This is a genomic window from Halomonas sp. A3H3 (genome assembly GCF_000982975.1).
Lineage (GTDB): Bacteria > Pseudomonadota > Gammaproteobacteria > Pseudomonadales > Halomonadaceae > Vreelandella > Vreelandella titanicae.
Genome location: NZ_HG423343.1, coordinates 742,666 through 767,169, shown reverse-complemented (window position 1 = coordinate 767,169; position 24,504 = coordinate 742,666). Strand labels below are relative to the sequence as shown.

Below are 24,504 nucleotides of genomic sequence, written 5' to 3'. Positions count from 1 at the left end.
TTCAAAGCGAGGTAACTATGACTCTGCGTATTGGTATCAATGGCTTCGGACGCATTGGCAGATTGACGCTGCGCAGCCTCTGGCGCTCCGTCGAATCGGGCGAGGTCGAGATCGGCTTGATCAACGATCCGGGCGGTGACGCTGCCACCTTCGCCCACCTGCTGGAGTTCGACTCGGTGCATGGCCACTGGGCACCGGGAAAGGGAATCGACGCCACCGAGGCGGACATCCTCATCGACGGTCGGCGCCTGGCTTTTACCTCCAAGGTCGCCACGGCCGACAGCGACTGGTCGGGCTGCGACGTTGTCATCGAGTGTTCGGGCAAGATCAAGACCCGCGAGAAACTGCAGGCCTACCTGGACCAGGGCGTCGGTCGGGTGGTGGTAAGCGCGCCGGTGAAGGAAGAGGGCGTGCTGAACGTGGTGATGGGGGTCAATGACGACCGCTACGATCCTGAGACACACCGCATCGTCACCGCGGCGAGCTGCACCACCAACTGCCTGGCGCCGGTGGTCAAGGTTATCCACGAGACCTATGGCATCCGCCACGGCTCCATGACCACCGTCCACGATATCACCAATACCCAGACCATCCTCGACGCCCCCCACAAGGACTTGCGCCGAGCCCGTGCCTGCGGCATGAGCCTGATTCCCACCACCACCGGCTCGGCCAAGGCGATCACCGCCATCTTTCCCGAGCTCGAGGGCAAGCTGAACGGCCACGCCGTGCGGGTGCCCCTGGCCAACGCCTCGCTCACCGACATGGTCTTCGAACTCGAACGCGAGGTGACGGTGGACGAGGTCAATGCTGCTCTGAAGGCCGCCGCCGAGGGCCCGCTAGCCGGCATCCTGGGCTACGAGGAGCGCCCGCTGGTCTCCATCGACTACCGTACCGATCCGCGCAGCTCGATCATCGACGCGCTTTCGACCATGGTGGTCAACGGCACCCAGCTCAAGCTCTACGCCTGGTACGACAACGAGTGGGGCTACGCCAACCGCACCGCCGAGCTGGCGCTCAAGGTGGGGAGTGAGCAGGTGGGGAATGGCTGAGAGCTTGGCAAACCGTCTGAAGGCGCTGCCCTTCGAGGTCCGCCAGTACCTGCTGATCACCGGCAACTACTGGGCCTTCACCCTCACCGATGGCGCCCTACGCATGCTGGTGGTGTTGCACTTCCATCAGCTGGGTTACTCGCCCCTGGAAGTGGCCATGCTGTTCCTCTTCTACGAGGCCTTCGGCGTAGTCACCAACCTGGTGGGGGGCTGGCTGGGGGCACGCCTGGGCCTCAACCGCACCATGAACGTGGGCCTCGGCCTGCAGATCGTCGCGCTGGTCATGCTGATGGTGCCCGCCGCGGCGCTAACCGTGCCCTGGGTGATGGCCGCCCAAGCGCTCTCGGGCATCGCCAAGGACCTCAACAAGATGAGCGCCAAGAGCGCGGTCAAGGTGCTGGTGCCCAAGGACAGCCCTAGTGCCGGCAGTGCCCTCTACCGCTGGGTAGCGATCCTCACCGGTTCCAAGAACGCGCTGAAGGGGGCCGGTTTCTTCCTCGGCGGCCTGCTGCTGACTCTGATCGGCTTCCGCGGTGCGGTCATCGCCATGGCATTGATGCTCGTCGCGGTGTTGACGCTGTCGCTGATAAGGCTCAAGGCTGACCTGGGTCGCCAGAAGCGCAAGCCCAAGTTCACCGAGGTGTTCTCCAAGTCCCGGGCCATCAACGTGCTCTCGGCGGCGCGGCTATGCCTGTTCGCCTCCCGGGACGTGTGGTTCGTGGTGGCGTTGCCGGTGTTCCTCTACGACCAGCACGGCTGGAGCCATTGGACGGTGGGCGGCCTGCTGGCTATCTGGGTGATCGGCTATGGTGGGGTGCAGACCCAGGCGCCGCGCCTCACCGGCCTGGTCAAGGGCGGGGCGCGGGCCGTCACCGTGTTCTGGGCGTTGGCCCTGGCCGGCTTGCCAGCGCTGCTGGCCCTGCTGCCCCTGGCCGAAGTGGGCTGGTTGGTGACGGGGCTTTTGGCCTTCGGCGTGCTCTTCGCCGTCAACTCCAGCTGGCACAGCTACCTGATCGTGCACTATGCCCGCGCCGATGGCGTCTCCATGGACGTGGGCTTCTATTACATGGCCAACGCCATGGGCCGCCTCGCCGGCACACTACTCTCCGGTTGGGTGTACCAGGTGTATGGCCTGGCCGCCTGTCTGTGGATCTCGGCCGCTCTGGTGGCGGCCAGCGCCCTGATGGCTCTTGCGCTGCCACAGGAGGCGTCTGGGGAATGATGTGGGGCTACCCGACGCTGACCTTGCCCCACGGCTATCGACTGAGCCCCAGGACCCTCTACCCCATGCTGCATTCGATGGAGCGCAAGGGGGCCTGCCCTCCGTGATTAGTACAAGGGAAGCACACGACGCAGGCTCTACCGTCGCTGTTCGCGCTGGGCGCCGCCGTGCTCAACGGTCCCCTCAACCAGGGGATCATCCACGGCCTCAAGGTCAGTGGCGGCATTCTCGTCACCATGTAGCTGGCATCGTCCTCAATGCCAAACAGGCACTATCCCGATAAACATACTTGCCACGAAAACGCCCAAGATATGACGCACTTTTCTGACAACATTCTCCACCTGCCGGAATACCACGTCCTGGGCACCAAGGTGGAAGAGCATGATCTCCACTACCAGATCGAAGCTCCTGAGCCTCTAGCTTGCGAGGAATGCGGCGTTGAGAATGAGTTTGTCAGGTTCGGCAAGCGCGATGTGGCCTATCGTGACCTACCCATCCACGGCAAGCGGGTCACCCTCTGGGTGGTCCGTCGCCGGTACACATGTCGAGCCTGCGGAAAGACATTCCGTCCGACGCTCCCCGAGATGGTGGACACTCATCGCATGACGCGGAGGCTTTACAGCCATGTTGAAAAGGAGGCCTTCAACCACCCCTACGCCTATGTAGCCGATACCACGGGCCTCGATGAGAAGACCATACGCGAAATCTTCAAGAAAAAGGCTGAGTTCCTGGCGATTTGGCACCGCTTCGAGACTCCTCGTTGCCTGGGCATCGACGAGCTGTACCTGAATCGCCGCTACCGCTGCATCCTGACCAACTTGGAGGAGCGTACTCTGTTAGACCTGCTGCCCGGTCGTCAGCAGGACGCGGTGACGAAGCGGCTCATGAGCATGACTGAGCGCGACAAGGTCGAGATCGTCAGCATGGACATGTGGAAGCCCTACCGCCGTGCCGTTCAGGCGGTGCTGCCACAGGCCCGCATTGTGGTCGATAAGTTCCATGTGGTGCGTATGGCCAACGAAGCCCTGGAGAAGGTCCGCAAGGGGCTCAGGAAGGAGTTGACGGCCAACCAGCGACGAACCCTTAAGGGCGACCGGAAGATCCTGCTGAAGCGGGCTCACGACGTCTCAGACCGCGAGCGTCTCATCATGGAAACCTGGACAGGGGCCTTCCCCCAGCTCCTGGCAGCCTATGAGCACAAGGAGCGGTTCTACCACATCTGGGGCTGTGCCACCCGGCGGGATGCTGAGAAGGCGTTGGCTGCCTGGGTTGACGGCATCCCGCAGGGGCAGAAGGAGGTCTGGAAGGATCTCGTTAGCACCGTCAGTGGCTGGCGTGAGGAGGTGCTGACCTACTTCGAGACCGACATCCCAATCACCAACGCCTTCACGGAGTCGATCAACCGGCTGGCCAAGGACAAGAACCGCGATGGCCGGGGCTATTCATTCGAGGTGATGCGGGCCCGGATGCTCTACACCACCAAGCACAAGAAGAAGACGCCACAGACCAAGGAATCTCCGTTCCTGGGCAAGGCCACCATGACCTACAGCATGGGTCTCCCCGAGGCCGAGAAGAACTACGGCGTCGATCTATCAACCTTCTGGGAGGATTAAGGTTTTGGTGGATCAGAGGGGATCATCAACCACTTAATCCGGATACCCATTTAATTAGGCAGAATATCGTAAGCTTGAGAACTCAATGCCCAACTCGCCAGACAAGCAGGATCTGCTATGGATAAGAGGACTCTCAGCGAAAGGGATATATGCACCAAGCTTATCAACCCGGCGCGGGAGCAAGCTGGCTGGGACATTCAGAGCCAGGTTCGCGAAGAGCTTCCCGTCGCCAACGGGCGCATCATTATCCGAGGCCGCATGCACACTAGAGCCCATTCGCGCCGTGCAGACTATGTGCTGAACTACAAAAGAACATCCCCATCCCAATTATCGAAGCCAAAGATAACAAAGCGGCATGCAGCAAGCCTTGGCCTACAGCGATGCATTGGATGCACCCTTTGCCTTCAGTAGTAACGGCGGCGGTTTTATATTTCACGATCGTACGGGGCTTTTCGGCAAAACCGAAACCACTCTGCAACTCAGCGAATTCCCCTCGCCAGACACCCTCTGGCAGCTCTACAGCCAATATAATGGCATTGGCCAGGTAGGTTCGAGTAGGCCAACTATGATGATGGCAGCCGCCGCACACCACGCGACTACGAGATGGTCGCCATCAACTGCTCCGTCGAAGCGGTAGCTAAAGGGCAACTTATCCTGCAGATTATGTGTTTCGAGAACTACAGGAAATTACTAGTAAGCTAATACATTTGTTAGATTCATTCTCACAATGATAGCTATAAACAAAAAAAAGCCAGTGAAGTTCTTTCACTGGCCATTACGATTTATGGTGTGCAGTTATAAGCTAAAACCAAAGCGTTTTAGCATCTTAACATCACGTTTAACTTCCTTCGCGACATCGCTAGAGTTCATTTCACGACTGGCCTCGGTACGCAAATCCAAAACTCGGCCTTGGTAGCTATCATGCCGTTTATTTAGATTATGCTTATTTAGCAGCGCTTTCTCGCCGTTCGTTTGTTCGCGATTCATATGCCTTCCCCGTTTTTTTCAAGGTCAGGAGACTATGCTCTAGGCTAACGCGGATTTTGAAATGAGAGAAAATCCAGTCGTAGAGCTCTTTGTGGCTAGTTTTGAAGTAACCTTTCTTACTTGCACGAAGGACAATAACGTAGGGTATCGTACGCCCGCCTTCGCAATGTATTGGATAACAGATAGCTGACCCTTCCTCATCATGCAAGGGTTGCCCATCTTTTTTTCGCCCTATCTTGATTGGCTGAGTAATGTCATCTACAACGATAATTCTTTTCTTTTCAAGGCACTTATACAAAGGATGGCCTTTTTTAACATTGCCCAAGGATAACCAAGGTGGTGTGCTTTTAGGCCATTCAAACTCCCACTCACTTATGCATCCATTTTCCACTGAGGCGACGAAGAGATCGAGCTTAACGTTGCCTTTGTCGATAGTATCGAAAAATGTATAAATGCCTTGCCAAATGAGATTTATCTGTTCTCTCGGCTGCGTGATCTTGTCGAATATCTCGCCTGACGTCAAGGCTCCATTCTCTCTATTCGCTTGTACAGCCCAGCTTTCGAAGCGCTGAGCCTTAGAGCCTACAACCTTTTCAAGAACAACAAAAAGAGTCATAAGGTCATGGCCTTCAACTCTTTTCAATCGGGAAAGCAAATATGCAGGAGCCGCCAGCAATCCGTTGAGGATCACCGATAGCAGCACGATTATGGTCGTAGCTAGGAGTGGGTTATCAAGTGAAAATTGGTGTAATGCTGCGACTCGCCCCTCTTCTTCCCCAACTGGAATCATCATCAGCCGTGCGAACAGTGCCAGAGGAAGTACCTGGATGACTGGTCCCACAAAGAATTTGACCCACCAGAGATCAAATGCTTTCTCCAGGCGAGTCAAAATTTTTGTCGTTTTGTCCTGCGGGTTAAGAGAAGTCTTCATCAATTAGGACGCTAATAAAAAAATGAGGGTGTTCAGGTTAGGCTAACCAGCCTTCAATATTTTAGAAGTGTAACATTTTTGCTCGCTTACTGATCGTTACCGAGGCGAAGCGTTTTTTTTACCTGACGCTCAACATCGCTGTTAGAGTGAGTGTTAGAAAAATTTAAAATAATTAACCTCTTACGTTAAAGGCGTCGAAGAGTGGGTCGCTCAACGGTATTAGGTTGTGTGCTTCGAGACCCATCCGGTATGGTCGTAGCAAAGTAATAAATCAGTAGATATAGAGTATGCCAGACGATCACCAGCATCCCCCAAGGTATACAGTTAGCTACGCTTCTCTACCCCAGAGCAGATGAAGGTCGATAACTTCAAGCGGCAGTCCCGTCTCGCACAAGAATATGCAGATCACCACGGGTTAGATGTCGACGAGCACATCTTCGAGGGTTTAGGTATTTCAGCTTTTAAGGCCGCAACCAAGAAGCAGTGGCCTTGCTACTGATCCTCAAGGCTGTTGAGAGTCAGTAGCAAAGACAAAGCCAACATTATTAGGTTATTGATTTTTTTTGATTTCATAGTTTTGAATATATTGCTATTGAGCGTTCAGGCTCCGCATGAACTTACCTATGTTCGGAACTAATTGGGGACACCTCGAGTACAGCTTGAGCGACCATGTGTTCGTGTCGCGGATGTGAGCTTTATGTCACCACAGGACAAAATTTTCATGCTGTGGGACTCCTATGGAAAAGAGAACATCGCGCTCGTTGGCTGCTGAAAAACCGGGTTCAACGCTTACCTCCGGATGCTCAAAAAAAGCCTAAAACTGTTACTTTGCCACTTCAATAATATAATCAGCAGGTTACACTATAATAACATGTTACGACTTACGGAACCATTACAACCTTGCCCACAGACATGACGATACTCTCATCGAGCAGCTTGCACAGGATGGAATTGCCTATGTCCCTTTCTTCCCCTTAGGAGGCTTTACACCGCTGCAGTCTACAATTCTGCAACAAGAGGCAGAAACGTTGCAGGTATCGCCGTTGCAGGTTGCTCTTGCCTGGCTGTTACAGCGATCCCCAAACATCCTGTTAATCCCTGGAACATCATCCCTGGTACATCTACAGGAAAATTTGGCTGCCGCACAGTTGGTTTTGCCGGAAGAATCAATCAACAATCTCAATCGCATTGCCAGCGAAGCTTGAGTGGAAGCAACACGGGTAATACCGCCCCCCTATAAGAGAAGATGTTGCTGACAACAATCTGAAGCACAGGAGGAAACACCATGAGCGCACACAAGACAATCCTCGTGACGGGCTCAACCGATGGACTTGGCCGTCGGGTCGTCGAAGAACTTGCACGACCCGGCATGCATATTCTGGTGCACGGACGTGATACGCGACGCGGAGCGGCCGTTGTCCATGCCGTCGAACAGGCCGGAGGAACCGCCCGGTTCTTCGAGGTGGACTTCGCCTCTCTTGGCGACGTGCATAGACTCGCTGATGCGGTTCACGCGGAATGCTCTCATCTTGACGCTCTCGTCAATAATGCCGGAATCTCGAAGCCCGATGGGCCACGCCGAGAAAGCACGGATGGCTACGAGCGACATTTCGCGATCAACTACCTCGCGACCTTCTTACTGACGGAACGCTTGTTGCCCTTGCTCAAAGCGGGCGGTGGCGAGGATCCTTCGCGCATTGTGACCGTCGCTTCAGCAGGCCAGAGCGCCATTGACTTCGACGATGTGATGCTCAAGCACGGTTACCAGGGTTATCGCGCCTACGGGCAAAGCAAGGTCGCACAGATCATGTACACGATCGACCTGGCAGAGAGGCTGGATGCAAGAGAGATTATCGCCAATTCGCTCCACCCCGGCACTCACATGGATACGACTATGGTACGGCAGGCCGGCATCACGCCGAGCACAGCAGTTGGTACGGGGGCGGCCGCTGTGATCGCCCTTACAACCGGTCGGGATCGCGCGACGATAACTGGCCGATATTTCGACGGTCAGCGCGAGTCACGCGCGATATCGCAGGTATATGATGCATCGGCGCGCCACACACTGCGGGCTCTCAGCGAGGACTTAACAGGACTGAACCGGTAAATACCGCAATCTCGGAGGTATTCAATATCTCCCTCCTGCCCCTCCTATGCTTTTACCCGTCTGTGGTAATCCCGCGGCAACCTCAGCAGAACTGCCAGCTTCAACAGATCGCGTCTGGTTGTTTCGTTAATTGCCTGCATGACAACGCTCCTTATCAAGCTCGAAGCTATGGCTGGCGGCTGCAGTCAAGCTCAATCAAATGTGATGATGATTTTGCCCCGTGCATGCCCCGAGGCCTGATGTTGGAATGCTTGAATGAATTCTGTAAACGGCACTGTTCGATCCACAAGAACCTGCAAGCCGTATTGGTCGATCGCCTTCGATACTCGCGCCAGCCGCTGACCGTCGGATGCATGGAATACGAAACCGGCAGTGACGTTATGAGCCGCGACCAACGTTTCATCAGGCGGCATGACGGTAGACAACAAATGCCCTCCCGACCGCAGCACCTCGAAAGAGCGTTGCTGGGTTTCGCCACCCATTGTATCGAGTACTACGTCAATGTCGGATACCTTCTGGACGAAATCCTCGCAACGATAATCGATACCCATATCGGCGCCGAGTAAGCGGACGATGTCTAAACCGCTACCCGAGGCCGTTGCGATGCCCCTTGCCCCAACGCAATTAGCGAACTGAATGGCAAAGCTGCCGACGCCACCCGCGCCGGCATGGATCAACACCTTCTGACCCTCAGTAAGCTCGGCGGACTCGAACAAGGCCTGCCAAGCCGTTCCGGCGGCTGTCGGAATGCCGGCCGCTTCCTTGAGCGGTAGGGTACTAGGTGCCTTCGCAAGGAGCTCCTTCGGCACTAGTGCGTATTCTGCAAAAGCACCTCCGGCGGTCGGTTCGGTCCTGGCGACCACCTGATCGCCGAGAGCCCACCCTTCGACATCCGCCCCCAACTGCTCGATGACACCGGCGAGATCGGTGCCTAGCGTGTAGGGAAAGGTCAGGGGAAAGAACTGTTCCATGTAGCCGCGTTGCAGCTTGACGTCGAGCGGATTGAGGCTGGCGGCCCGAACCCGAACCAATACTTGGCCGCTAGCTGGCACTGGTTGGGAGACGTCATCAAGGTTCGGTTCGGTCTCATAGCCGGTGATACGGATGGCTTTCATCGTGTGCTCTCCTGCTGAGTCGCTGGCCAGGCGCCGACCTGGTTGAGCCATCCAAACCAGTCTTCCAGGTGCCAGGTGTGGGTCAATCTGCCGTTAGCAATATGGTGGAATTCGTGAATCGCGAGCTGGCAGGTCTTGCCGGTCGGTGCAATGCCAAACCACTCGCCTTCATGTGTGCCTGAGATCACGGCTCGCACGGCGGCCCGGCCAGGAGCACTGATGATCTCGTGGATAGTAACCTTTGCATCTGGAAACGCAGCTCCGAAATCGGCAATGAGCGGTTTCATTCCGTCTCGGCCTGCTATTTGTCCAGGAGCGAGCGGTATATCCTGCCAATCGGCCGCGACAGCATCGTCGAGCAGTTCCGGCTTTCCTTCAAAGGCGCGATAGAATGTTTCGATAGCCTTGAGTTCTTCAGCGGGTAGGCTCGCTACTTTGGCCTTGTGCTGAGTGGTTGAATCAATCATGGGGGGCTCGCTGTGAAGGTTCTCGTTGTGAGGGTTTTCATAGCTTAGGGCTGCAAAGAACATACTTGAAATCGATTTTTGATATGCATTAACATCCATCTCATGAATCTACACGGCATAGATCTCAACCTGCTCGTCGCTTTCGATGCCTTAATGGTGGAGCGAAGCGTCACGCGAGCAGGAATACGGATCGGACGCACCCAGCCCGCAATGAGCGCTGCGCTCTCAAGGCTTCGTGCTCTGCTCCGGGATGAGTTGTTCGTACGCGGAACCAACGGTCTACAGCCGACCCCACGGGCACTCGAATTGGCCGAACCGATTGGCCATGCGCTGGCGGAAATCCAGCGCACTCTGGATTTCACACAAGAGTTCGATCCTTCTTCATCCACCGTCGCTCTTTCTATCGGCCTGTCCGACCACCCGGCGTTCAGGTTTTTGCCGCGGCTGGTGGCGAAGCTGCGCGAGGTAGCTCCGGGCATAACGCTAGCTGTACGGAATTTCACCAGTCGGGATGATGCCATCTCAATGCTTGATGCCGGGGAAGTGGAAATGACCATCGGCGTCCCGCCCACATCGACCGGCCGCATTCTTAGTGTTCCCCTGTTTGAAGAGCGCTTTGTCTGCATCCTGCGTAAAGATCATCCGGCCATTCGTCAGGGTCTGAACCTCGAAACATTCCTGTCCCTGACGCATCTTCTTGTCTCTCCCGAGAACGACCGTTTCGGCGTCGTGGATACAGCCTTAGCAAAACAAGGGCTGAAGCGGCAACTCGCTTTGACCCTTCCGCAGCTCTACGCCGCTCCGGCTCTTGTCGCCTCATCGGATATGATCGCGACGATTCTCGAAGGGGTGGTGGAAGCTTCCGGCCAAGCGGAGCGTCTCTATGTGGGAAACCCGCCGATCGAACTCGACCCGGTTCCTTTCACACTATCCTGGCATCGCCGCAACGATACTCACCCTGCACAGCGCTGGTTCCGTGAACGGGTTATTGAGGTATTTAGTGTCTGAACTTGCTTAAGCGATGCCACCATTCGCACGTATGACTTGACCGTTGATCCAGCCCGCCTCCGGCGACACGAGGAAGACGATGACCTCTGCGATATCGTTGGGCTGATCCCATCAATGCGTGATGCATCCATGCTCACCGTGTCGACACTCGCCGAGATCGTGGAAGCCTATCAGTGCGAAGTGAAGCTCTCATCTAACGCGACAGCTCTACCCCTTGGCTCTCGATGCATCCCAAACTAGCATCACTTGGGTGATAGCAGCATCTAGATCCGAGTGACGAACACCGTCTCGAGATAGCGTGGAAAGCCCCAATAAAAATGAGTCAAACACCATGGATAAGGCACGCTCATTGGTGTCAGCCCGCAGCTCGCTGCTCTCGATACCACGTTTCACGCAAGCCACGATACCCGCGCGGGTTCTTGCACGCGAACGCGTTAAGGGAGCGATCACAGCGGCATTTTCATCCGAAGGCGTGCTAATGACGCTCAACCCTACCATGCAGCCTTTAGGGTGCCCGCGTTCACACTGCATCTTAGCTGAGCGCCGCAGGGTAATTTCGATGGCGTCGCGGGGAGCAAGCTCCTCCTCCCACAAGGATTCCGTCACTAGCGCATAGGTGGACAAATAACGTTGTGTACACTCCTGAAACAACGCTTCCTTGGAACCAAAAGCGGCATAGAAACTGGGGGCAGAGATACCGTTGCCGATACCCGCCTTTAATTGGCTTAACGACGTAGATTCGTAGCCATTCTGCCAAAAGATGTGCATCGCCTCCTCCACTGCCTTATCACGATCAAAGGTTCGAGGCCGCCCCATCGTTGCCATATTGAACTCCATAAATTCTCCCACTCAACTAATATACTATTCGGTATATAAATACTTGACAAGGGACTTCCGTTCCGCCTAGTTTTATACCGATCGATACATATATAGTTAAAAATCGGGATGTCACAGCACTGAACACAGCCCGGAGATTACTTAACCTTCTAAAGGATTTTCGTTGTGAGCTACTTATCCGCACAGACAGAATTAACTGAACCTGACCGCCTACCATTAGCGGGGCTTCTGGCCTTGGCCATGACGAGCTTTATTTGCATTGTCACAGAAACGATGCCAGCGGGTTTGTTGCCTCAAATCAGCCAGAGCTTTGGCATTAGTCCAGCACTCGCGGGTCAAATGGTAACGGCCTATGCGCTGGGATCTTTGTTAGCTGCTATCCCACTCACGATTGCAACCCGCGGGTGGCGGCGCCGTAACGTGTTATTAACAACCGTTGTTGGTTTTCTCATTTTCAATTCAGCGACAGCGCTTTCCACTAACATCTGGTTAACGCTAGCCGCTCGCTTTTTCGCCGGGGTTGCCGCGGGACTTGCGTGGAGCCTGCTTGCTGGTTACGCAAGACGAATGGTGGCGCCTCATCAGCAAGGACGCGCTTTGGCAGTGGCAATGGTAGGAACCCCCATCGCACTCTCCCTGGGAGTCCCTCTTGGAACCTTTATGGGTTCAGTGATTGGCTGGCGAGCGGCGTTCTGGATAATGTCAGCCTTGGCACTCATCTTGATTGCATGGGTACTCGCCAAAGTTCCTGACTACCCCGGTCAGCCCACTCACGAACGTATGCCATTGCTGAAAGTGTTTACGACTCCTGGCGTGAGACCGGTACTGGCGGTTGTTATCGCGTGGATGCTCGCTCACAACATTCTCTATACCTACATTGCGCCCTTTGTAGCTCCGGCAGGACTTACCGATCGCATTGACCTTGTTTTACTAGCATTTGGCGCGGCGGCCCTCGCCGGGATCTGGATCACCGGGAAGCTGGTGGATAGCTTTCTGCGCGCAACCGTACTGGCAAGCTTGGCAGCATTTGCTCTAACGACGTTGGTGTTCGGTTTGGGCACGCTGAATCCCCTTGTTGTTTACCTGGGCGTCGCAGTATGGGGCATTACCTTTGGTGGCGCGGCAACGCTACTACAAACGGCGCTCGCTGATACTGCCGGTAGCGGCTCTGATGTAGCACTTTCCATGAATGTAGTGGCCTGGAACAGCGCTATAGCTGGCGGTGGGTTATTGGGAGGCTTTCTGTTGCAAACATGGGGAGCTGGCTCATTTCCATTAGCTCTTACCTTGTTGCTCCTAGTAGGACTCGCTATCGCTTGGTCGGCAAAAATACATGGTTTCCGACCAGGACGACGCACCGCAGAGAGCCCTTCAATTAGTCACTAAGCCTATCGCTAAACCTCTTTTACCAATCTAGCAGTAACCATCTGGATCTCTGCCTATCTTTCCACCAATCAATTAATTGAGGATCAATCCGTGTCCCAACATCATAGCAATACGTTTTCTAATGCTTCATCTACTTGCCCCGCTGATGAATTCCCGATCCCCGATGGATTCACTAGTGGGTATCAGACCATCGACGGCGTTAAACTTCATTACGTCAAAGGCGGATCGGGCCCACTGGTTTATCTGGTGCATGGTTTTGGACAAACGTGGTATGAGTGGCACCAACTGATGCCCGCGCTGGCAAAAAGCTTCACCGTCGTTGCACCAGACTTGCCAGGTCTGGGCCAGTCGGCTGTTCCCCCCTCCTATAGAGCCACCGATATTGCAGTGCTGCTCTATAAGCTTGCCAAACAATTCAGTGGCAATCAGACGTTTGATCTGGTCGCCCATGATATCGGCATCTGGAATACCTACCCGATGCTGGTGCAGCATCAGAATGCTATTCGTCGTGTTATCTACATGGAGGCACCGATCCCTGGCGACAGTATTTACTCATTCCCCGCTTTTACCCCCGAAGGTGAATCATTGGTATGGCATTTCAGTTTCTTTGCCGCAGAGCAGCAGTTGGCAGAGAAGTTGGTCTCAGGCAAGGAGCGCATCTTCTTCGAACACTTCATCAAAGTTCATGCCGCCAATAAGGAGGTATTCACACCGGAGCTTCTTGACCTGTATGCCAGTTCGTATGCCAAATCACACAGCCTTAATGCCTCTTTCGAGTACTACCGGGTACTCAATCAAGGCGTAAAAGATAATAACGAATTGGCCAGGACAAAGGTCACTATTCCTGCACTTGCCATCGGCGGTGGAGATCATGGCGGTATGGGACAGTATCAGATTGATATGATGCGTCATTACGCCAGCGACGTGACAGGCATCGTTCTCCATGGTGGTGGCCACTGGTTGCCTGAAGAGTGTCCCGAAGCACTGAACAAAGCTGTGATGGAGTTCTTGAATAGAGACTAAGAGAGCCTACACTTTCTTGCGTTTAGTGCTTTAAAAACCATCGGGATCTACAAGATCCCGATAGCATCATATCAAGAGCCTTCGCCCTTTTATCAAAAAGACACTGTTTGTATTACGAATCAGGAGTGAGAATATAACGAACGCTTGGATCTCCGCCCCAGGCCTCTGCCACAGCACTAAGCGGTAAGCATTTATGCGGGGCATGGAAATCAGCTGCCGGTGCAGCGGCAAGCAACTCGCCAGCACCTTGGATGAGTTCATTGACAGCCACACTGCCGATGCCGCTTCCGATCAGCTCCAACCCTGAACTACGCAGCATATCGCCGCGAATGGGGATCTCATCTCCCGCCACGGTGCCGAGTTGCACATAGCGGAGACGTGGTTCACCGGCACCCGAGCCACGATTTAGAGTGGCGGCCCTTAAAACATGTACAGCGGGCTCACCCCATAGGAAGTCGAGCACAATATCGACCCGCTCGTTAAACTGCTCACGCAATGCTGCCTCGCTGCCGTCATTGAGGGCGATCTTCACATCAGCGTTGAGGCTTTGAAGTTTTTTCTCATCACGGCCGACGGCGATGATCTTACCTGCGCCACAATATCGAGCGGTATCAAGTGCCATTCCACCAGCTGAGCCTGCCGCACCCAGCACCATCACCGTTTCACCTTTTCGCAATTTGGCTCGACGTGTAAGCGCGATCCAGGACGCTAGCCCAGCCGTGGCTATGGATGCTGCGTGTATGTCAGGCAACTCATCTGGCACTGGCACCATCATGTGATTGGTAACCAATGACTGCTCTGCCATAGAACCAAACGGTGCCTTGGGGAAAAGAAAGTAGACGCGCCGTCCGCTAGCGTCGACTCCTACGCCGTCAACACCCGGTATGAATCCGGTTTCTGCACCACTCGCATAGTGTTTGCCTGACGCTAATCCTTTCACAATAGGGCTTAGCGCAGTGGCATTCACCTTGACCACCGACTCCCCCTCACCGGCCACTGGCTCGCGAAAATCCTCAAACGATGGTGGAGCACCGAATTTATTCACAACAGCTGCTTTCATGATGTTTATTCCTGAATATTGATTCTTCCCACTGAAGAATTGCCGCATTGGCAATGCAGGCAGAATCAACCGAACGATCTATACTTTAAAGTCCACTTTTTTTACGCATTCGTCCGGGCAATATATGGATCCTCTTTCTGAAGTACTCTCAATGCTAAAGCCCCGTAGCTATATCACCGCTGGCTTCGATGCAGGCGGTGCATGGGCGCTCACACTCGATGATCTAGCTGGTCGAATCAAATGCTATGCCGTCATGCAAGGCGCCTGCTGGCTGTCAATGAAAGATATGGAAGCACCAGTGCTTCTCCAGGCTGGTGACTGTTTTGTCTTGCCCAGTGGCAAAGCCGTACGTATAGGCAGCGACTTGAGCACCGAGCCTAAAAGAGCCAGCGAAGTACTTGATCCCTCTCGTAGCGGCGAAATCGTCACCTATAACGGTGGTGGCGACGTATTTCTGGTGGGCAGCCGTTTCGAAGTCAATGGACGTCACGCAGAGGCACTGCTGCAAACGTTACCACCCCTGATGCGGGTCGAGACCTCGGCTGATCGCGCCAGACTACGATGGTCGGTCGAACTGATGATGGAAGAGTTGCAAGAGGCCCGCCCCGGTTCATCCTTGGTGGCACAACAGCTGGCACACATGATGTTAGTACAAGCGTTACGGTTATACCTATCGGAGCAATCTTCTAATGACATTGGTTGGTTTGCCGCGCTTGAAGATCCTCAACTCAGTAAAGCACTCAGAGCGATGCATGCGAACCCTGCACACTCCTGGACAGTTCAGGAGCTAGCGACACAAGCAGGGATGTCACGCTCTACATTTGCCGAGCGCTTTCGCCATAAGGCAGGTGAGACTCCCATCGCCTACCTGACGCGCTGGAGAATGATGCTTGCGGGGGAGCAGCTCACTCACGGTCGTGACACGCTAGCGCGAATAGCCCTGTCAGTCGGCTATGAATCCGAGCATGCGTTTAATACGGCTTTCAAGCGCGTTATGGGCATATCACCAGGGCGTTATATCAAAGCCACATGGTGAGTCGGACATCGTGATCGCACAACACGTCAGGCGATCAGGCGCCGAGTGCCGCCTTTACCCGCTCAGGTAGGAAAGGGTAGTGCCGGAGCCGCACGCCGCCAGTGAGGCGCGCCACGGCGTTGGCGATTGCTGGCCCGACCGGCGGCAGGCCAGCCTGACCTATGCCGCCAACCGGACTCCCGCTTGTCGGCACCACCGCCACTTCGATTTCAGGCGCCTCTGACATACGAATCACCCTATAGGTATCAAAGTTTCCTTCCTGCACCTCGCCATTGACGATGTTGATCTGCTCAAATAGCGCGTGGCCGGTTCCGTTTGTGATGCCCACGATCATCATGCCTTCAATGTGGCGCGGTTGGATCGCCACCCCTGGATCTACAGCACACCAGACCTTATGCACTCTAATCACACCGGTTTCCCGGTTGAGCGACACTTCCGCAATCTGCGCACAATGAGAGCCAAAGGCATCGGAATAGGCGAGGCCTAACGCCCGGTCATCACGCTCACGATCCCATTCGGCCATCTGGCCAACGGTCTCGATGACGTTGCGCGCCCGTGGCTGATCCTTCAGGAGTTCGAGCCTGAGCTGCAGAGGATCAGTTCCCCTAGCGGCTGCGATTTCATCGATAACGCATTCGATACTGAATCTGGTGTAGCCAACCCCGACGGCGAACCAGAAGCCGATATCCAAGCCATTATCCTGACGGATATACTCGATCCGGTGCCCTGGCACCGTGTAGTTGAAATGCGCGCCCTCGGTCACCACGTCGTCATGCCCACCCGCGCTTGCGAACAGTTCAGCATTCGTACGAGCAAAAATGGAATCGGCCACAATACGGTGCCGCCAGCCAGTGATATTTCCATTGACGTCGAGACCAACCTGAATGTGCTGCGCTTCGAGTGGTCGGAATTTATCGTGCCGGACATCGTCCTCGCGGCTCCAGATGACCTTGACCGGACGTCCTTCCACCTCCTTGGCCAGCGACACGGCATCGACGATGAAGTCTGCCTCGGCTTTGCGGCCGAAACCACCACCAAGCAGGGTCACGTTCACCTTGACCTTATCCGGCGTCGTGCCGACCACCTCTGCAGCAAAGCCTTGCGTGCCCGTCGGTCCCTGCGTGGGCGCCCAGATTTCAACAGTGTCACCAGTCACCAGCGCCGTGGCGTTCATCGGTTCCATGGTTGCATGGCAAACCAGATCGCTCATGTAGTCGACTTCAATGACCGTTGCCGCATTCGTGATCGCGGAATCTGCATCACCCTCCGAGAACGCCTCAACGCCCGTTTGCGAGAGATCGCGCCCCACATCGCGATAATGTTCCAGCAGGCGGTCGCTTGTGTAGTTGCGAACCCGTGAGGATGTGCTCCACGTCACATTAAGCAGATCTTTGGCCCGCCGCGTCGCCTCGACCGTCTCGCCGATGATACCGACCCCGTAGGAGAGCGGAACAATATGCGTGATGCCAGGCAGGGCCCTGGCTTCCGAGTCGTCAATTCTCTCGGGTTGCTCACCCTGGACAGGCGCCCGCAATACTGCGCCATACAGCATGTCGGGAAGCTGCACATCAATGCCATAGACTGCACTCCCGTCGACCTTCGAAGGGAGGTCGATGCGGGGGATGTCACGCCTGCCGATATAGCGCCATTGATCGGTCGGCTTCAGATCGGCCTCGGTTACCTGCGGCAGCGGATCGGGAAGCGAACCATCTGTGGCGATCTGGCCATAGCTGAGTGAGCGGCCGGTTCGTGCATGTACGACCCTGCCCGGCTCTGTTGTGAGCTCGCCCACTGACACGTCCAGCATGTTGGCCGCGCTCGACAGGAGAACCTTACGGGTCTGCGCGCCGGTAAGCCGTAGCAGCTCATAATAGCCGCGCGTGGATTCGCTGCCGCCCGTGAGCTGGATGCCATAGAAGCCAGGATTGCCGTATTTATCCGCATCGGATGGAGCCTGAACAATGCGAACCATTTCCCAATCAGCATCCATTTCTTCCGCGATGAGAAGCGGCAGAGTGGTCATGATGCCCTGCCCCATCTCGGAGGCAGGCGACATGATCGTCACGGTTCCATCGCCCGCGATGGTCACCCACGCATTCGGGAGGTAATCGCCCTCACCGACCAACGACATTGTTGCGCCAAAGGCATTACGAACTAGGCCACCGAATGCAACCGCAACGCCGAGACTTCCAACCGAAATAAGGAAGCTGCGCCGAGAAATCGCGTGACTGAAAATCTTGACTGTCTTGGTCATGTCTCAGGCCTCTCGTGCGGCGCGCTGTATGGCGCTGATAACCCGCACATAGGTTCCGCAGCGGCAGATATTACCGTCCATATGTTCAATGATCTGCTCACGCGTGGGATTGGGGTTGCTCTCAAGAAGTGCCGCTGCTTGCATGAGCTGTCCGGACTGGCAATAGCCGCATTGCGGCACCTGTTCGTCGATCCAGGCCTTTTGAAGCGGATGGCTCGCATCTGGCGACAGCCCCTCAATCGTTGTTACTTCACGGCCAGCCACGTCCTCGAGCCAAGTCACGCAGGAGCGCGTCGGCGCGCCATCGATATGAACCGTACAGGCTCCGCACTGCGCGATGCCGCAGCCGAACTTGGTGCCAGTGAGCTGCAGATGCTCCCGGATCACCCATAGAAGCGGCGTGTCTTGCGCGGCGTCGACATCCACCACACGCCCATTGATTGTAAACGCTGTCATGACGGCTTCTCCTGGGAGGGTTACTGATTTTCGAGATAGTCGATGATCGCCGCACGCTGAGTGTCGTCGGGGACGGTGACGGTCATCCGAGTGCCTGGAACCACCTCATGCGGCGCCGCAAGAAACGTGTCGAGCGAGCGATTGTCCCAGACGATGCCTGAATCACGCATAGCATCCGAATAGCGGGCCCCTTCGATGCTGCCGGCAGCGCGGCCGATAACACCCGCGAGATGCGGGCCAATTCCGTTCTGGCCAATCTGAAGGCTGTGACAGGAACCACATCGTTGTTGAAAGAGCCTCTCGCTGCCAGTTTCCTGCGCCTTTACAGCAGTAGCCAGGGCAAAAAAACCCGCTAATATGCCCGTGGCGAACAGCAGCAAAGCGGCAAGATGAGGGGATTCGTTGGTAGTCTTCATGCCGTTATATCCATATCAGGGCTGCAGTGAGAGGAGGTTGCTTCGTGCGCCTCTAAAAGATAGGCCGTCGGAGAAGTACTATCTATGCTCAGAAATCCGCTTTATCTTTGTGATCGTCCAGAGTGCTTGATGGAATCACTGCCAGACGTGCTGGTATTGTTCAAGCGCGCAGCTATGTATCCTCCGTTTTTGACACGGACGTCGACGGGTCAATCCAATTTCCCTGTCAGCAAAACCGAATAAAATGCCACGCGGCAATATCAGCATGACCCGACCCAAGCACCGGTAGCTAATGCGTGGAAGTGACCCGACGGAAACGGTAGACCATCGCCGGGGGAAGATTGGCTAACGTGTGGCCTAGCAGTTCCGCTTTAATCCCAAGATGATGCTGGAACCGCGGTGAAACGGGGCAGCGAGCGCCATAGGTAAACTGATAGAACACGCCCTCTGGCCTCATTTTACGAAACGCCCCCGACAGAACCGCGATCACTTTACGCGGTGACATAGAAAGTAATGGCAGGCCACTAATGACCGCACCAGCAGGTTTCCCATCGAAAAGGTCGACCATCCGAAGGCGAGTGGCGTCCATTCTCAGTATCTGGGCCTGCGGATAGAGAATACTGAGTGCAACCGCAAACTCAGGCATGGATTCAATCAGCGTCAGATCCTCTTGTTTAACACCACGTTCAATCAATGCGCGCGTAAATACCCCGGTTCCAGGCCCAAGTTCTATCACGGGCCCAGTTTCGCGCGAGATTTCAGAAGTGATAAGACCAGCTAGCGCGCTTCCTGATGGTATAACGGAAGCGACAAGTAGAGGATTTCTGGCCCATGCCAGGAAAAAACTTAATGATGTATTCGTGGTCGTACACTGCTTCATAACCGATGCTCCTGAACGCGAGTTATAGATGGAAGAAAGTCGGTTGCATGCGCGCATTCGGTGCTTCTTATTACATTCCGCCGACTTGATACCCGTCGCATAAGCCAAAACAGGACAATTTCTAAACACAACAGAAAACCGAGCGCTACCAGGGTTAGAACCGTTGTATTTTCAGCAGTTGACCAATAGGAAGCGAAGTAACCGATGCTAATAAATAGGCCGTTCCAAATCACGATTCCAGCAGCCGAGGCCATCAGGAAACTCCCTGAGTGACTGCGTAGAAGAGCCGCAAAGGCAGGAGCGAATAGCCTGATGGTAGGCACGAGTTGAAGCGCAAAGGCCAGTACGGTCTGGTTTCGCCGAAAAGATGTAATCCAGTGAGTGATGCGAGAAGCAGGCATTCCGAAAAGTCGCCCTAATCTGTTGAGAAACCGCATAGAGCGTGACTCACCAAGCCCTCTAAAAATGTAAAAGAAGACGGTAGCCCCTAAGGTATTGCCTGTAACGGTCACCAGGAAAGCAATTGACAGCGACCAAGTTCCTTCCGCTGCTGCAATCCCAACAGCAAGTAGCAATCCATAAGAAGGTATTACCGGAACGAAACGCTCCACAAAAGTGATAGCGAAAAGTGCGATCAAACCATAGGCACTGAGCCATGCGGTAACAGTACTAACTGGATCGAAGTTCATAGGTTGTACTCTCCTGTCACAAGCTACTGTGAGCCCTCTCTTCACACCGCAGAGGTAGGTAGAACAGTTCGCGTGCGGCGTTCAGCTATGGTTTCAGTAGTGGTCAGTGGCAGTGAGCGTATCCGTCGGCCCGTGGCGGCTTGAATGGCATTGGCGATGGCCCCTGCGATGGGCACGATGCCGGGCTCACCCGCCCCGCCAGGCGGCAGACCGCTGTCGACGATCGTGACTTCAATCTCGGGTGCGTTCGCTAGGCGCAGCATCGGGAAATCGTGGAAATTCGATTCCACGACCGCGCCACTTTCCAGCGTAATGCTACTCATCAGCGCGGCTGTCACGCCAAAGGCGATTCCACCCTCCATCTGAGCGATCACAGCATCAGGATTGATCACCATTCCTACATCGATAGCGCAGAAAACGCGATCCACGGTGACAACACCATTTTCCCCAACAGTGACTTCAGCAACCTGGGCGACCACGCTGCGATAGCACTCTTCGATGGCGATGCCGCGGCCACGGCCGGGGGCCATGGCTGAACCCCATCCAGCCATCTCCGCCACCCGATTGAGCACGGTCAAATGTCGCGGACTGTTTCGAAGCAAGGCACGGCGGTAGTCCAATGGGTCTCTCCCCGCCGCCAGTGCGCATTCGTCGATGAAGCTCTCGGTGAAGAAGGTATTGAAAGAAAAGCCGTTCGAGCGCCAGAGCCCGATCGGCACGTGGCTGGCCACATGCTGGCTGCGAATGCGTCGGTTGGGAATGGCATAGTGCAGCTTGTCCACCCCTTCGACGGTCAGACGATCGCCGTTGGGTCCGGGGTTGAACGGCAAGTTGCGGCCAGCGACAGATTCAATGACCGATTGAGCCGCAACCAGTGCGTCATAAGCGCTGGGCAGACCGTCGGGCCCTAGGACAGCACGCAGGCGTGCGGCAGCATGGCTGCGGTAGAGGCCGCGGCCGACGTCCTCCTCACGCGACCAAATCAGCTTGACCGGCCGGCCTCGGTGCCGAGTGGCCAGGAAGGCTGCCTGGGCCGCAACGTCTAGATCACCGCGTCGACCAAAAGCACCACCATTCATGGTGATGTTGCATGTGATTGAGGTGGGCTCTACGCTTCCCCATTCCGTTCCTCGCTGCACACCGGTACGCACCCCCAGGGGAGACTGGGAAGGAACCCAGGCCTCGGCCGTCCCATCTTCACGTACGATCACGGTCGCATTCATCGGCTCCATGCAGGCATGCGTCAGAAAGGGAACCTCATAGGTTTTCTCGATTACAGACATGGAGCTGTTAGCTATGCTGGCCTCCACATCACCGTCATTGATATTTTCGTACGGCGCATCGCTGCCAAGCGCAGCTTGCAGCCTTGCGGACATCTCGGCGCTGTTAATGCCATCCCCGTCGGTTTGCGCCCACTCAATATCGAGACGCTGGGCTGCCTGTTCAGCACGCCACCAGGATTCAGCCACGACGGCCACCTGACGCCCATCAATGATCGCGACATCTCTAACGCCGGCAACGGTACGCACCTCAGCCTCGTTCACGACCCGAGCCACCTGCGCTCCAAAAACCGGCGCATGGCGGATAGAGGCATACAGCAGGCCAGGCTGAACCACATCCATTCCAAAGACCGGCTCCCCTCGGATCTTGGCGGGAAGATCCACACGGGGCTGCGACCGGCCAATCAGCCGCCAATCAGATGCCGGTTTCAGCGGGGGATCATTGGGCGGCGGCAAAACAGATGCCTCTCGAGCCAGCTCGCCATAGGACAAACTTTGGCCCGAGGCCTCGTGCCGAACAAAACCATCGGCGGTTGTCAGCTGATTTACCGGAACGCCAAGACGCGCGGCACCGGCGGCAAGCAGCATCTGTCGGGCAGCGGCACCTGCCACACGCATCGGATACCATAGTGCCATCGTTGATGCCGAGGCGCCGGTCGCGATAAAGCCGAGAAGCCCGAGCACCCGCCGTCCGACCCAGACCACAGGCCCGCTGGCTTCCTCGGGACGCTGTTGCAAGACGTTGAACCAGCTAGCATAGGCAGGCAGAGGTTCAACCGGAAACTCAACGCTGATACGGTCATCGAAGGGAATATCAAGTTCCTCGGCCACCACCATGGCGAGACCGGTATGGATGCCCTGCCCCATCTCGGTTCGAGGAACGCTAACCACCACGCGGCCATCTTCATGGATAGTAAGGAAGGCATTGAGGACGGCGCGATCACCATCGACATACCCATCGAGGCCGTCCACATCGACCGACGCGAGGTATCCAACACCACCCACAGCGGCAACAAGGGCGGTGCCACCAAGGGCCACACCAGTGAGCAGAAAGGCACGTCGGGAAAGTAAAAGTGGCATGGCTGTCTCCTCAGCGCTCGGCTAGCATGGCGGCGGCGCGATGAATGGCACGGCGAATACGCGGATAAGTGCCGCAGCGACAAATATTGGTGATCGCTTCATCAATGTCGGTATCTGTTGGTCGCGGCGTCGATTCCAGCAGTGCTGTGACAGCAATAATGAAACCTGGCTGACAATAACCACATTGCGGCACCTGCTCATCCAGCCAGGCTTGCTGAATGATCGATAAACGACCTTCCGCATCTGCAAGACCCTCGACAGTGACTACCGATGCGCCTGCCACAGAGCCAACCGGCGTTATACAGGAAAAGCTCGACACTCCATCAATGAGGACACGGCAAGCCCCGCATTGAGCAATACCGCATCCGTATTTCGGCCCGAGCAATTCCAGATCCTCACGAAGTACCCAAAGAAGGGGCTTGCTGGAATCTGTCTCGACGCTTACCGACGCTCCATTAACCACAAACTCAACCATGCTCTTTCTCCTCGGTTTTACCCGTTTTGCATAGGTAATCGGCTGATAGACCTTAAATCGCCTACCCCCTTGTGGGCACTTACATGAAGTTCATGCTGGCTATGAGTAGCTCGTCGCTAGTCCAGTGGCTGTCGTGGCTGTCACCTTGTGCAGAATCATGCGACATCGGTTCTGGAGCCCTCGCCAAGATCGACTGCCAAGTGATTTGCCATTCCGCAAGCGCTTCACCGTCGCCCTCAAAGACTAAGTCAAAGAAAGCTAAGGCCAAATCGGCGGTGGCGACTTTAACTTTGGCGTTGAGCGCACGACCGCCGGTAAGGGTGCGATCAGTGAATATGCTGTGGGAACCGCCCCGAAAAACGGCCAGAAACTTGTTCGGGCTGGTGATCGCATCGAAGATATCGATCCGATCCTCTATGCCCGAGTGATAGCCTGGGATCTGGATCACATCATCGGTCGCAGTGACGTGAATGGTAGGGATCGACACATTGTTAAGCACCGTTGCCACGTCGGACTCCCCATAGAACGGCGGAGCGGAGATCAAGACTGCCGCGGAAAAGCGTGAATCCAAGTAGTCAATCGTTTGGCCTTCTCTCACAACTTGCGCGCCAATCGTGAGTAGTGTGGTATTCGCGCCGTATGAGTGGCCTGCAATAACGAGGCGCTGACGGTTAACTGCAACACCGCGGCCGCCCATTTCATCCGAGAGCATTTGGTCAAGCGCAAAGCGTACATCGGCGGCACGTTCGATGGCCTCCGTTTCCCGCGCTGCAGCCTGCAGGCGATCGACCATCCGAAATGGATTGCCTCGCCACAATTCCTCATCACTGCCTACGTGCTGTACATGTAGGCTGGCAACGCCCTGGGCCGACCAGTGTTTTCCGAGATAGCTGTAACCTTCCCGCGAACCACCGATGCCGTGTGAAAACACGACCAACGGCACCGACATTTCAGGCGTAGCCGCCGTAGGCCAGTACAGTCGTGCGGGTACCGGGCGCGAACGATCTTGATCCACCCAGTCGAAATCAGTCACTGAATAGGTGGGCTCTGACTCTATTAACTGCGCGCTCACCGCCGAGTACGGTACGGCCAACCCCGCTAATAAAAGCATGGCGCTCACTTTTCGCCGCCAC

The 24,504-nt window shown here is 55.6% G+C and carries 23 protein-coding genes and 1 pseudogene; 10 read left to right on the top strand and 14 right to left on the bottom strand.

All coding sequences use genetic code 11. From position 1 onward, the window contains the following. Positions 1 to 17 precede the first annotated feature (17 nt). The 4 genes and pseudogenes from HALA3H3_RS03260 to HALA3H3_RS27790 form a co-directional block, all read left to right on the top strand. Positions 18 to 1,049 carry an ArsJ-associated glyceraldehyde-3-phosphate dehydrogenase gene (locus tag HALA3H3_RS03260; RefSeq protein ID WP_022519875.1) on the top strand — a complete coding sequence of 344 codons (1,032 nt, stop codon included), beginning with the start codon at positions 18 to 20 and terminating at the stop codon, positions 1,047 to 1,049. Next, positions 1,042 to 2,271 carry an organoarsenical effux MFS transporter ArsJ gene (arsJ, locus tag HALA3H3_RS03255; protein WP_022519874.1) on the top strand — a complete coding sequence of 410 codons (1,230 nt, stop codon included), beginning with the start codon at positions 1,042 to 1,044 and terminating at the stop codon, positions 2,269 to 2,271. The genes HALA3H3_RS03260 and arsJ overlap by 8 nt, the downstream gene beginning before the upstream one ends. Positions 2,272 to 2,582: 311 nt before the next feature. After that, the gene (locus HALA3H3_RS03250) at positions 2,583 to 3,884 is read left to right on the top strand and encodes an ISL3 family transposase (protein ID WP_053856888.1); all 1,302 of its coding nucleotides are present in this window, start codon (positions 2,583 to 2,585) and stop codon (positions 3,882 to 3,884) included. Between the two features lie 117 nt (positions 3,885 to 4,001). After that, positions 4,002 to 4,532: pseudogene (locus tag HALA3H3_RS27790) on the top strand (type I restriction endonuclease subunit R); the annotation flags it as partial. Between the two features lie 295 nt (positions 4,533 to 4,827). Here the strand turns inward: HALA3H3_RS27790 and HALA3H3_RS03235 are convergent. Then, positions 4,828 to 5,802 carry a hypothetical protein gene (locus tag HALA3H3_RS03235; RefSeq protein WP_022519870.1) on the bottom strand — a complete coding sequence of 325 codons (975 nt, stop codon included), beginning with the start codon at positions 5,800 to 5,802 and terminating at the stop codon, positions 4,828 to 4,830. A gap of 863 nt (positions 5,803 to 6,665) precedes the next feature. Here HALA3H3_RS03235 and HALA3H3_RS27775 point away from each other — a divergent pair. Together HALA3H3_RS27775 and HALA3H3_RS03230 are read left to right on the top strand one after the other, a co-directional pair. Continuing rightward, on the top strand, positions 6,666 to 7,007 hold the full coding sequence (locus tag HALA3H3_RS27775) for an aldo/keto reductase (RefSeq protein ID WP_082116809.1): 342 nt from the start codon (positions 6,666 to 6,668) through the stop codon (positions 7,005 to 7,007). 80 nt (positions 7,008 to 7,087) lie between these two features. Beyond that, positions 7,088 to 7,909 (top strand): SDR family NAD(P)-dependent oxidoreductase, encoded by an 822-nt coding sequence (locus tag HALA3H3_RS03230; RefSeq protein WP_022519868.1) that lies wholly within the window; start codon positions 7,088 to 7,090, stop codon positions 7,907 to 7,909. Between the two features lie 191 nt (positions 7,910 to 8,100). Here HALA3H3_RS03230 and HALA3H3_RS03225 read toward each other — a convergent pair whose 3' ends face one another. Both HALA3H3_RS03225 and HALA3H3_RS03220 read right to left on the bottom strand, forming a co-directional pair. Continuing rightward, positions 8,101 to 9,024 carry an NADP-dependent oxidoreductase gene (locus HALA3H3_RS03225; RefSeq protein WP_022519867.1) on the bottom strand — a complete coding sequence of 308 codons (924 nt, stop codon included), beginning with the start codon at positions 9,022 to 9,024 and terminating at the stop codon, positions 8,101 to 8,103. Next, on the bottom strand, positions 9,021 to 9,491 hold the full coding sequence (locus tag HALA3H3_RS03220; RefSeq protein WP_022519866.1) for an ester cyclase: 471 nt from the start codon (positions 9,489 to 9,491) through the stop codon (positions 9,021 to 9,023). The genes HALA3H3_RS03225 and HALA3H3_RS03220 overlap by 4 nt, the downstream gene beginning before the upstream one ends. 102 nt (positions 9,492 to 9,593) lie before the next feature. On the opposite strand from HALA3H3_RS03220, the gene HALA3H3_RS03215 reads away from it, so the two are divergent. After that, positions 9,594 to 10,499, top strand: coding sequence for a LysR family transcriptional regulator (locus HALA3H3_RS03215; protein WP_022519865.1), 906 nt, complete (start codon positions 9,594 to 9,596; stop codon positions 10,497 to 10,499). Positions 10,500 to 10,505: 6 nt separating this feature from the next. Here HALA3H3_RS03215 and HALA3H3_RS27785 read toward each other — a convergent pair whose 3' ends face one another. Further along, positions 10,506 to 10,592, bottom strand: a complete 87-nt coding sequence (locus HALA3H3_RS27785) for a hypothetical protein (protein ID WP_138799819.1) — start codon at positions 10,590 to 10,592, stop codon at positions 10,506 to 10,508. A gap of 114 nt (positions 10,593 to 10,706) precedes the next feature. Then, positions 10,707 to 11,336 (bottom strand): TetR/AcrR family transcriptional regulator, encoded by a 630-nt coding sequence (locus HALA3H3_RS03210; RefSeq protein WP_022519864.1) that lies wholly within the window; start codon positions 11,334 to 11,336, stop codon positions 10,707 to 10,709. 165 nt (positions 11,337 to 11,501) lie between these two features. Here HALA3H3_RS03210 and HALA3H3_RS03205 point away from each other — a divergent pair, with 165 nt between their 5' ends. Further along, positions 11,502 to 12,722, top strand: coding sequence for an MFS transporter (locus tag HALA3H3_RS03205; protein WP_022519863.1), 1,221 nt, complete (start codon positions 11,502 to 11,504; stop codon positions 12,720 to 12,722). Between the two features lie 90 nt (positions 12,723 to 12,812). Beyond that, positions 12,813 to 13,745 (top strand): alpha/beta fold hydrolase, encoded by a 933-nt coding sequence (locus HALA3H3_RS03200; RefSeq protein ID WP_022519862.1) that lies wholly within the window; start codon positions 12,813 to 12,815, stop codon positions 13,743 to 13,745. Between the two features lie 112 nt (positions 13,746 to 13,857). Here HALA3H3_RS03200 and HALA3H3_RS03195 read toward each other — a convergent pair whose 3' ends face one another. Next, positions 13,858 to 14,805, bottom strand: coding sequence for a quinone oxidoreductase family protein (locus HALA3H3_RS03195; RefSeq protein WP_022519861.1), 948 nt, complete (start codon positions 14,803 to 14,805; stop codon positions 13,858 to 13,860). 124 nt (positions 14,806 to 14,929) lie between these two features. Between HALA3H3_RS03195 and HALA3H3_RS03190 the strand changes: the two genes are divergently transcribed. Beyond that, the gene (locus tag HALA3H3_RS03190) at positions 14,930 to 15,841 is read left to right on the top strand and encodes an AraC family transcriptional regulator (protein ID WP_022519860.1); all 912 of its coding nucleotides are present in this window, start codon (positions 14,930 to 14,932) and stop codon (positions 15,839 to 15,841) included. 34 nt (positions 15,842 to 15,875) lie between these two features. Here the strand turns inward: HALA3H3_RS03190 and HALA3H3_RS03185 are convergent, their stop codons facing one another. From HALA3H3_RS03185 to HALA3H3_RS03150, 8 genes are all read right to left on the bottom strand, one after another. Then, positions 15,876 to 18,095, bottom strand: a complete 2,220-nt coding sequence (locus HALA3H3_RS03185) for a xanthine dehydrogenase family protein molybdopterin-binding subunit (protein WP_022519859.1) — start codon at positions 18,093 to 18,095, stop codon at positions 15,876 to 15,878. Positions 18,096 to 18,098: 3 nt separating this feature from the next. Next, the gene (locus HALA3H3_RS03180) at positions 18,099 to 18,551 is read right to left on the bottom strand and encodes a (2Fe-2S)-binding protein (RefSeq protein WP_022519857.1); all 453 of its coding nucleotides are present in this window, start codon (positions 18,549 to 18,551) and stop codon (positions 18,099 to 18,101) included. A 20-nt stretch (positions 18,552 to 18,571) separates the two neighbouring features. After that, positions 18,572 to 18,967, bottom strand: coding sequence for a c-type cytochrome (locus HALA3H3_RS03175; RefSeq protein WP_022519856.1), 396 nt, complete (start codon positions 18,965 to 18,967; stop codon positions 18,572 to 18,574). Positions 18,968 to 19,256: 289 nt separating this feature from the next. After that, positions 19,257 to 19,847 carry a class I SAM-dependent methyltransferase gene (locus HALA3H3_RS03170; protein WP_053856887.1) on the bottom strand — a complete coding sequence of 197 codons (591 nt, stop codon included), beginning with the start codon at positions 19,845 to 19,847 and terminating at the stop codon, positions 19,257 to 19,259. Beyond that, the gene (locus HALA3H3_RS03165; protein ID WP_022519854.1) at positions 19,844 to 20,536 is read right to left on the bottom strand and encodes a DedA family protein; all 693 of its coding nucleotides are present in this window, start codon (positions 20,534 to 20,536) and stop codon (positions 19,844 to 19,846) included. The genes HALA3H3_RS03170 and HALA3H3_RS03165 overlap by 4 nt, the downstream gene beginning before the upstream one ends. 41 nt (positions 20,537 to 20,577) lie before the next feature. Continuing rightward, positions 20,578 to 22,896 (bottom strand): xanthine dehydrogenase family protein molybdopterin-binding subunit, encoded by a 2,319-nt coding sequence (locus tag HALA3H3_RS03160; protein WP_022519853.1) that lies wholly within the window; start codon positions 22,894 to 22,896, stop codon positions 20,578 to 20,580. 10 nt (positions 22,897 to 22,906) lie between these two features. Then, complete coding sequence (locus tag HALA3H3_RS03155; RefSeq protein ID WP_022519852.1) at positions 22,907 to 23,371, bottom strand: (2Fe-2S)-binding protein; 465 nt, start codon at positions 23,369 to 23,371, stop codon at positions 22,907 to 22,909. Positions 23,372 to 23,450: 79 nt separating this feature from the next. Beyond that, on the bottom strand, positions 23,451 to 24,482 hold the full coding sequence (locus tag HALA3H3_RS03150; RefSeq protein ID WP_199105047.1) for an alpha/beta hydrolase family protein: 1,032 nt from the start codon (positions 24,480 to 24,482) through the stop codon (positions 23,451 to 23,453). Between the last annotated feature and the right edge of the window lie 22 nt (positions 24,483 to 24,504).

Excerpts from the sequence above, each read along its gene's own strand:
- HALA3H3_RS03250 (WP_053856888.1), top strand. The coding sequence starts at position 2,583 with ATGACGCACTTTTCTGACAACATTCTCCACCTGCCGGAATACCACGTC.
- HALA3H3_RS03225 (WP_022519867.1), bottom strand. The coding sequence starts at position 9,024 with ATGAAAGCCATCCGTATCACCGGCTATGAGACCGAACCGAACCTTGAT.
- HALA3H3_RS03150 (WP_199105047.1), bottom strand. The coding sequence starts at position 24,482 with ATGCTTTTATTAGCGGGGTTGGCCGTACCGTACTCGGCGGTGAGCGCG.
- HALA3H3_RS03220 (WP_022519866.1), bottom strand. The coding sequence starts at position 9,491 with ATGATTGATTCAACCACTCAGCACAAGGCCAAAGTAGCGAGCCTACCC.
- HALA3H3_RS03210 (WP_022519864.1), bottom strand. The coding sequence starts at position 11,336 with ATGGAGTTCAATATGGCAACGATGGGGCGGCCTCGAACCTTTGATCGT.
- HALA3H3_RS03175 (WP_022519856.1), bottom strand. The coding sequence starts at position 18,967 with ATGAAGACTACCAACGAATCCCCTCATCTTGCCGCTTTGCTGCTGTTC.
- HALA3H3_RS03180 (WP_022519857.1), bottom strand. The coding sequence starts at position 18,551 with ATGACAGCGTTTACAATCAATGGGCGTGTGGTGGATGTCGACGCCGCG.
- HALA3H3_RS03215 (WP_022519865.1), top strand. The coding sequence starts at position 9,594 with ATGAATCTACACGGCATAGATCTCAACCTGCTCGTCGCTTTCGATGCC.
- HALA3H3_RS03155 (WP_022519852.1), bottom strand. The coding sequence starts at position 23,371 with ATGGTTGAGTTTGTGGTTAATGGAGCGTCGGTAAGCGTCGAGACAGAT.
- HALA3H3_RS03235 (WP_022519870.1), bottom strand. The coding sequence starts at position 5,802 with ATGAAGACTTCTCTTAACCCGCAGGACAAAACGACAAAAATTTTGACT.
- HALA3H3_RS03165 (WP_022519854.1), bottom strand. The coding sequence starts at position 20,536 with ATGAACTTCGATCCAGTTAGTACTGTTACCGCATGGCTCAGTGCCTAT.
- HALA3H3_RS03230 (WP_022519868.1), top strand. The coding sequence starts at position 7,088 with ATGAGCGCACACAAGACAATCCTCGTGACGGGCTCAACCGATGGACTT.
- HALA3H3_RS03185 (WP_022519859.1), bottom strand. The coding sequence starts at position 18,095 with ATGACCAAGACAGTCAAGATTTTCAGTCACGCGATTTCTCGGCGCAGC.
- HALA3H3_RS03195 (WP_022519861.1), bottom strand. The coding sequence starts at position 14,805 with ATGAAAGCAGCTGTTGTGAATAAATTCGGTGCTCCACCATCGTTTGAG.
- arsJ (WP_022519874.1), top strand. The coding sequence starts at position 1,042 with ATGGCTGAGAGCTTGGCAAACCGTCTGAAGGCGCTGCCCTTCGAGGTC.
- HALA3H3_RS03160 (WP_022519853.1), bottom strand. The coding sequence starts at position 22,896 with ATGCCACTTTTACTTTCCCGACGTGCCTTTCTGCTCACTGGTGTGGCC.
- HALA3H3_RS03260 (WP_022519875.1), top strand. The coding sequence starts at position 18 with ATGACTCTGCGTATTGGTATCAATGGCTTCGGACGCATTGGCAGATTG.
- HALA3H3_RS03190 (WP_022519860.1), top strand. The coding sequence starts at position 14,930 with ATGGATCCTCTTTCTGAAGTACTCTCAATGCTAAAGCCCCGTAGCTAT.
- HALA3H3_RS03170 (WP_053856887.1), bottom strand. The coding sequence starts at position 19,847 with ATGAAGCAGTGTACGACCACGAATACATCATTAAGTTTTTTCCTGGCA.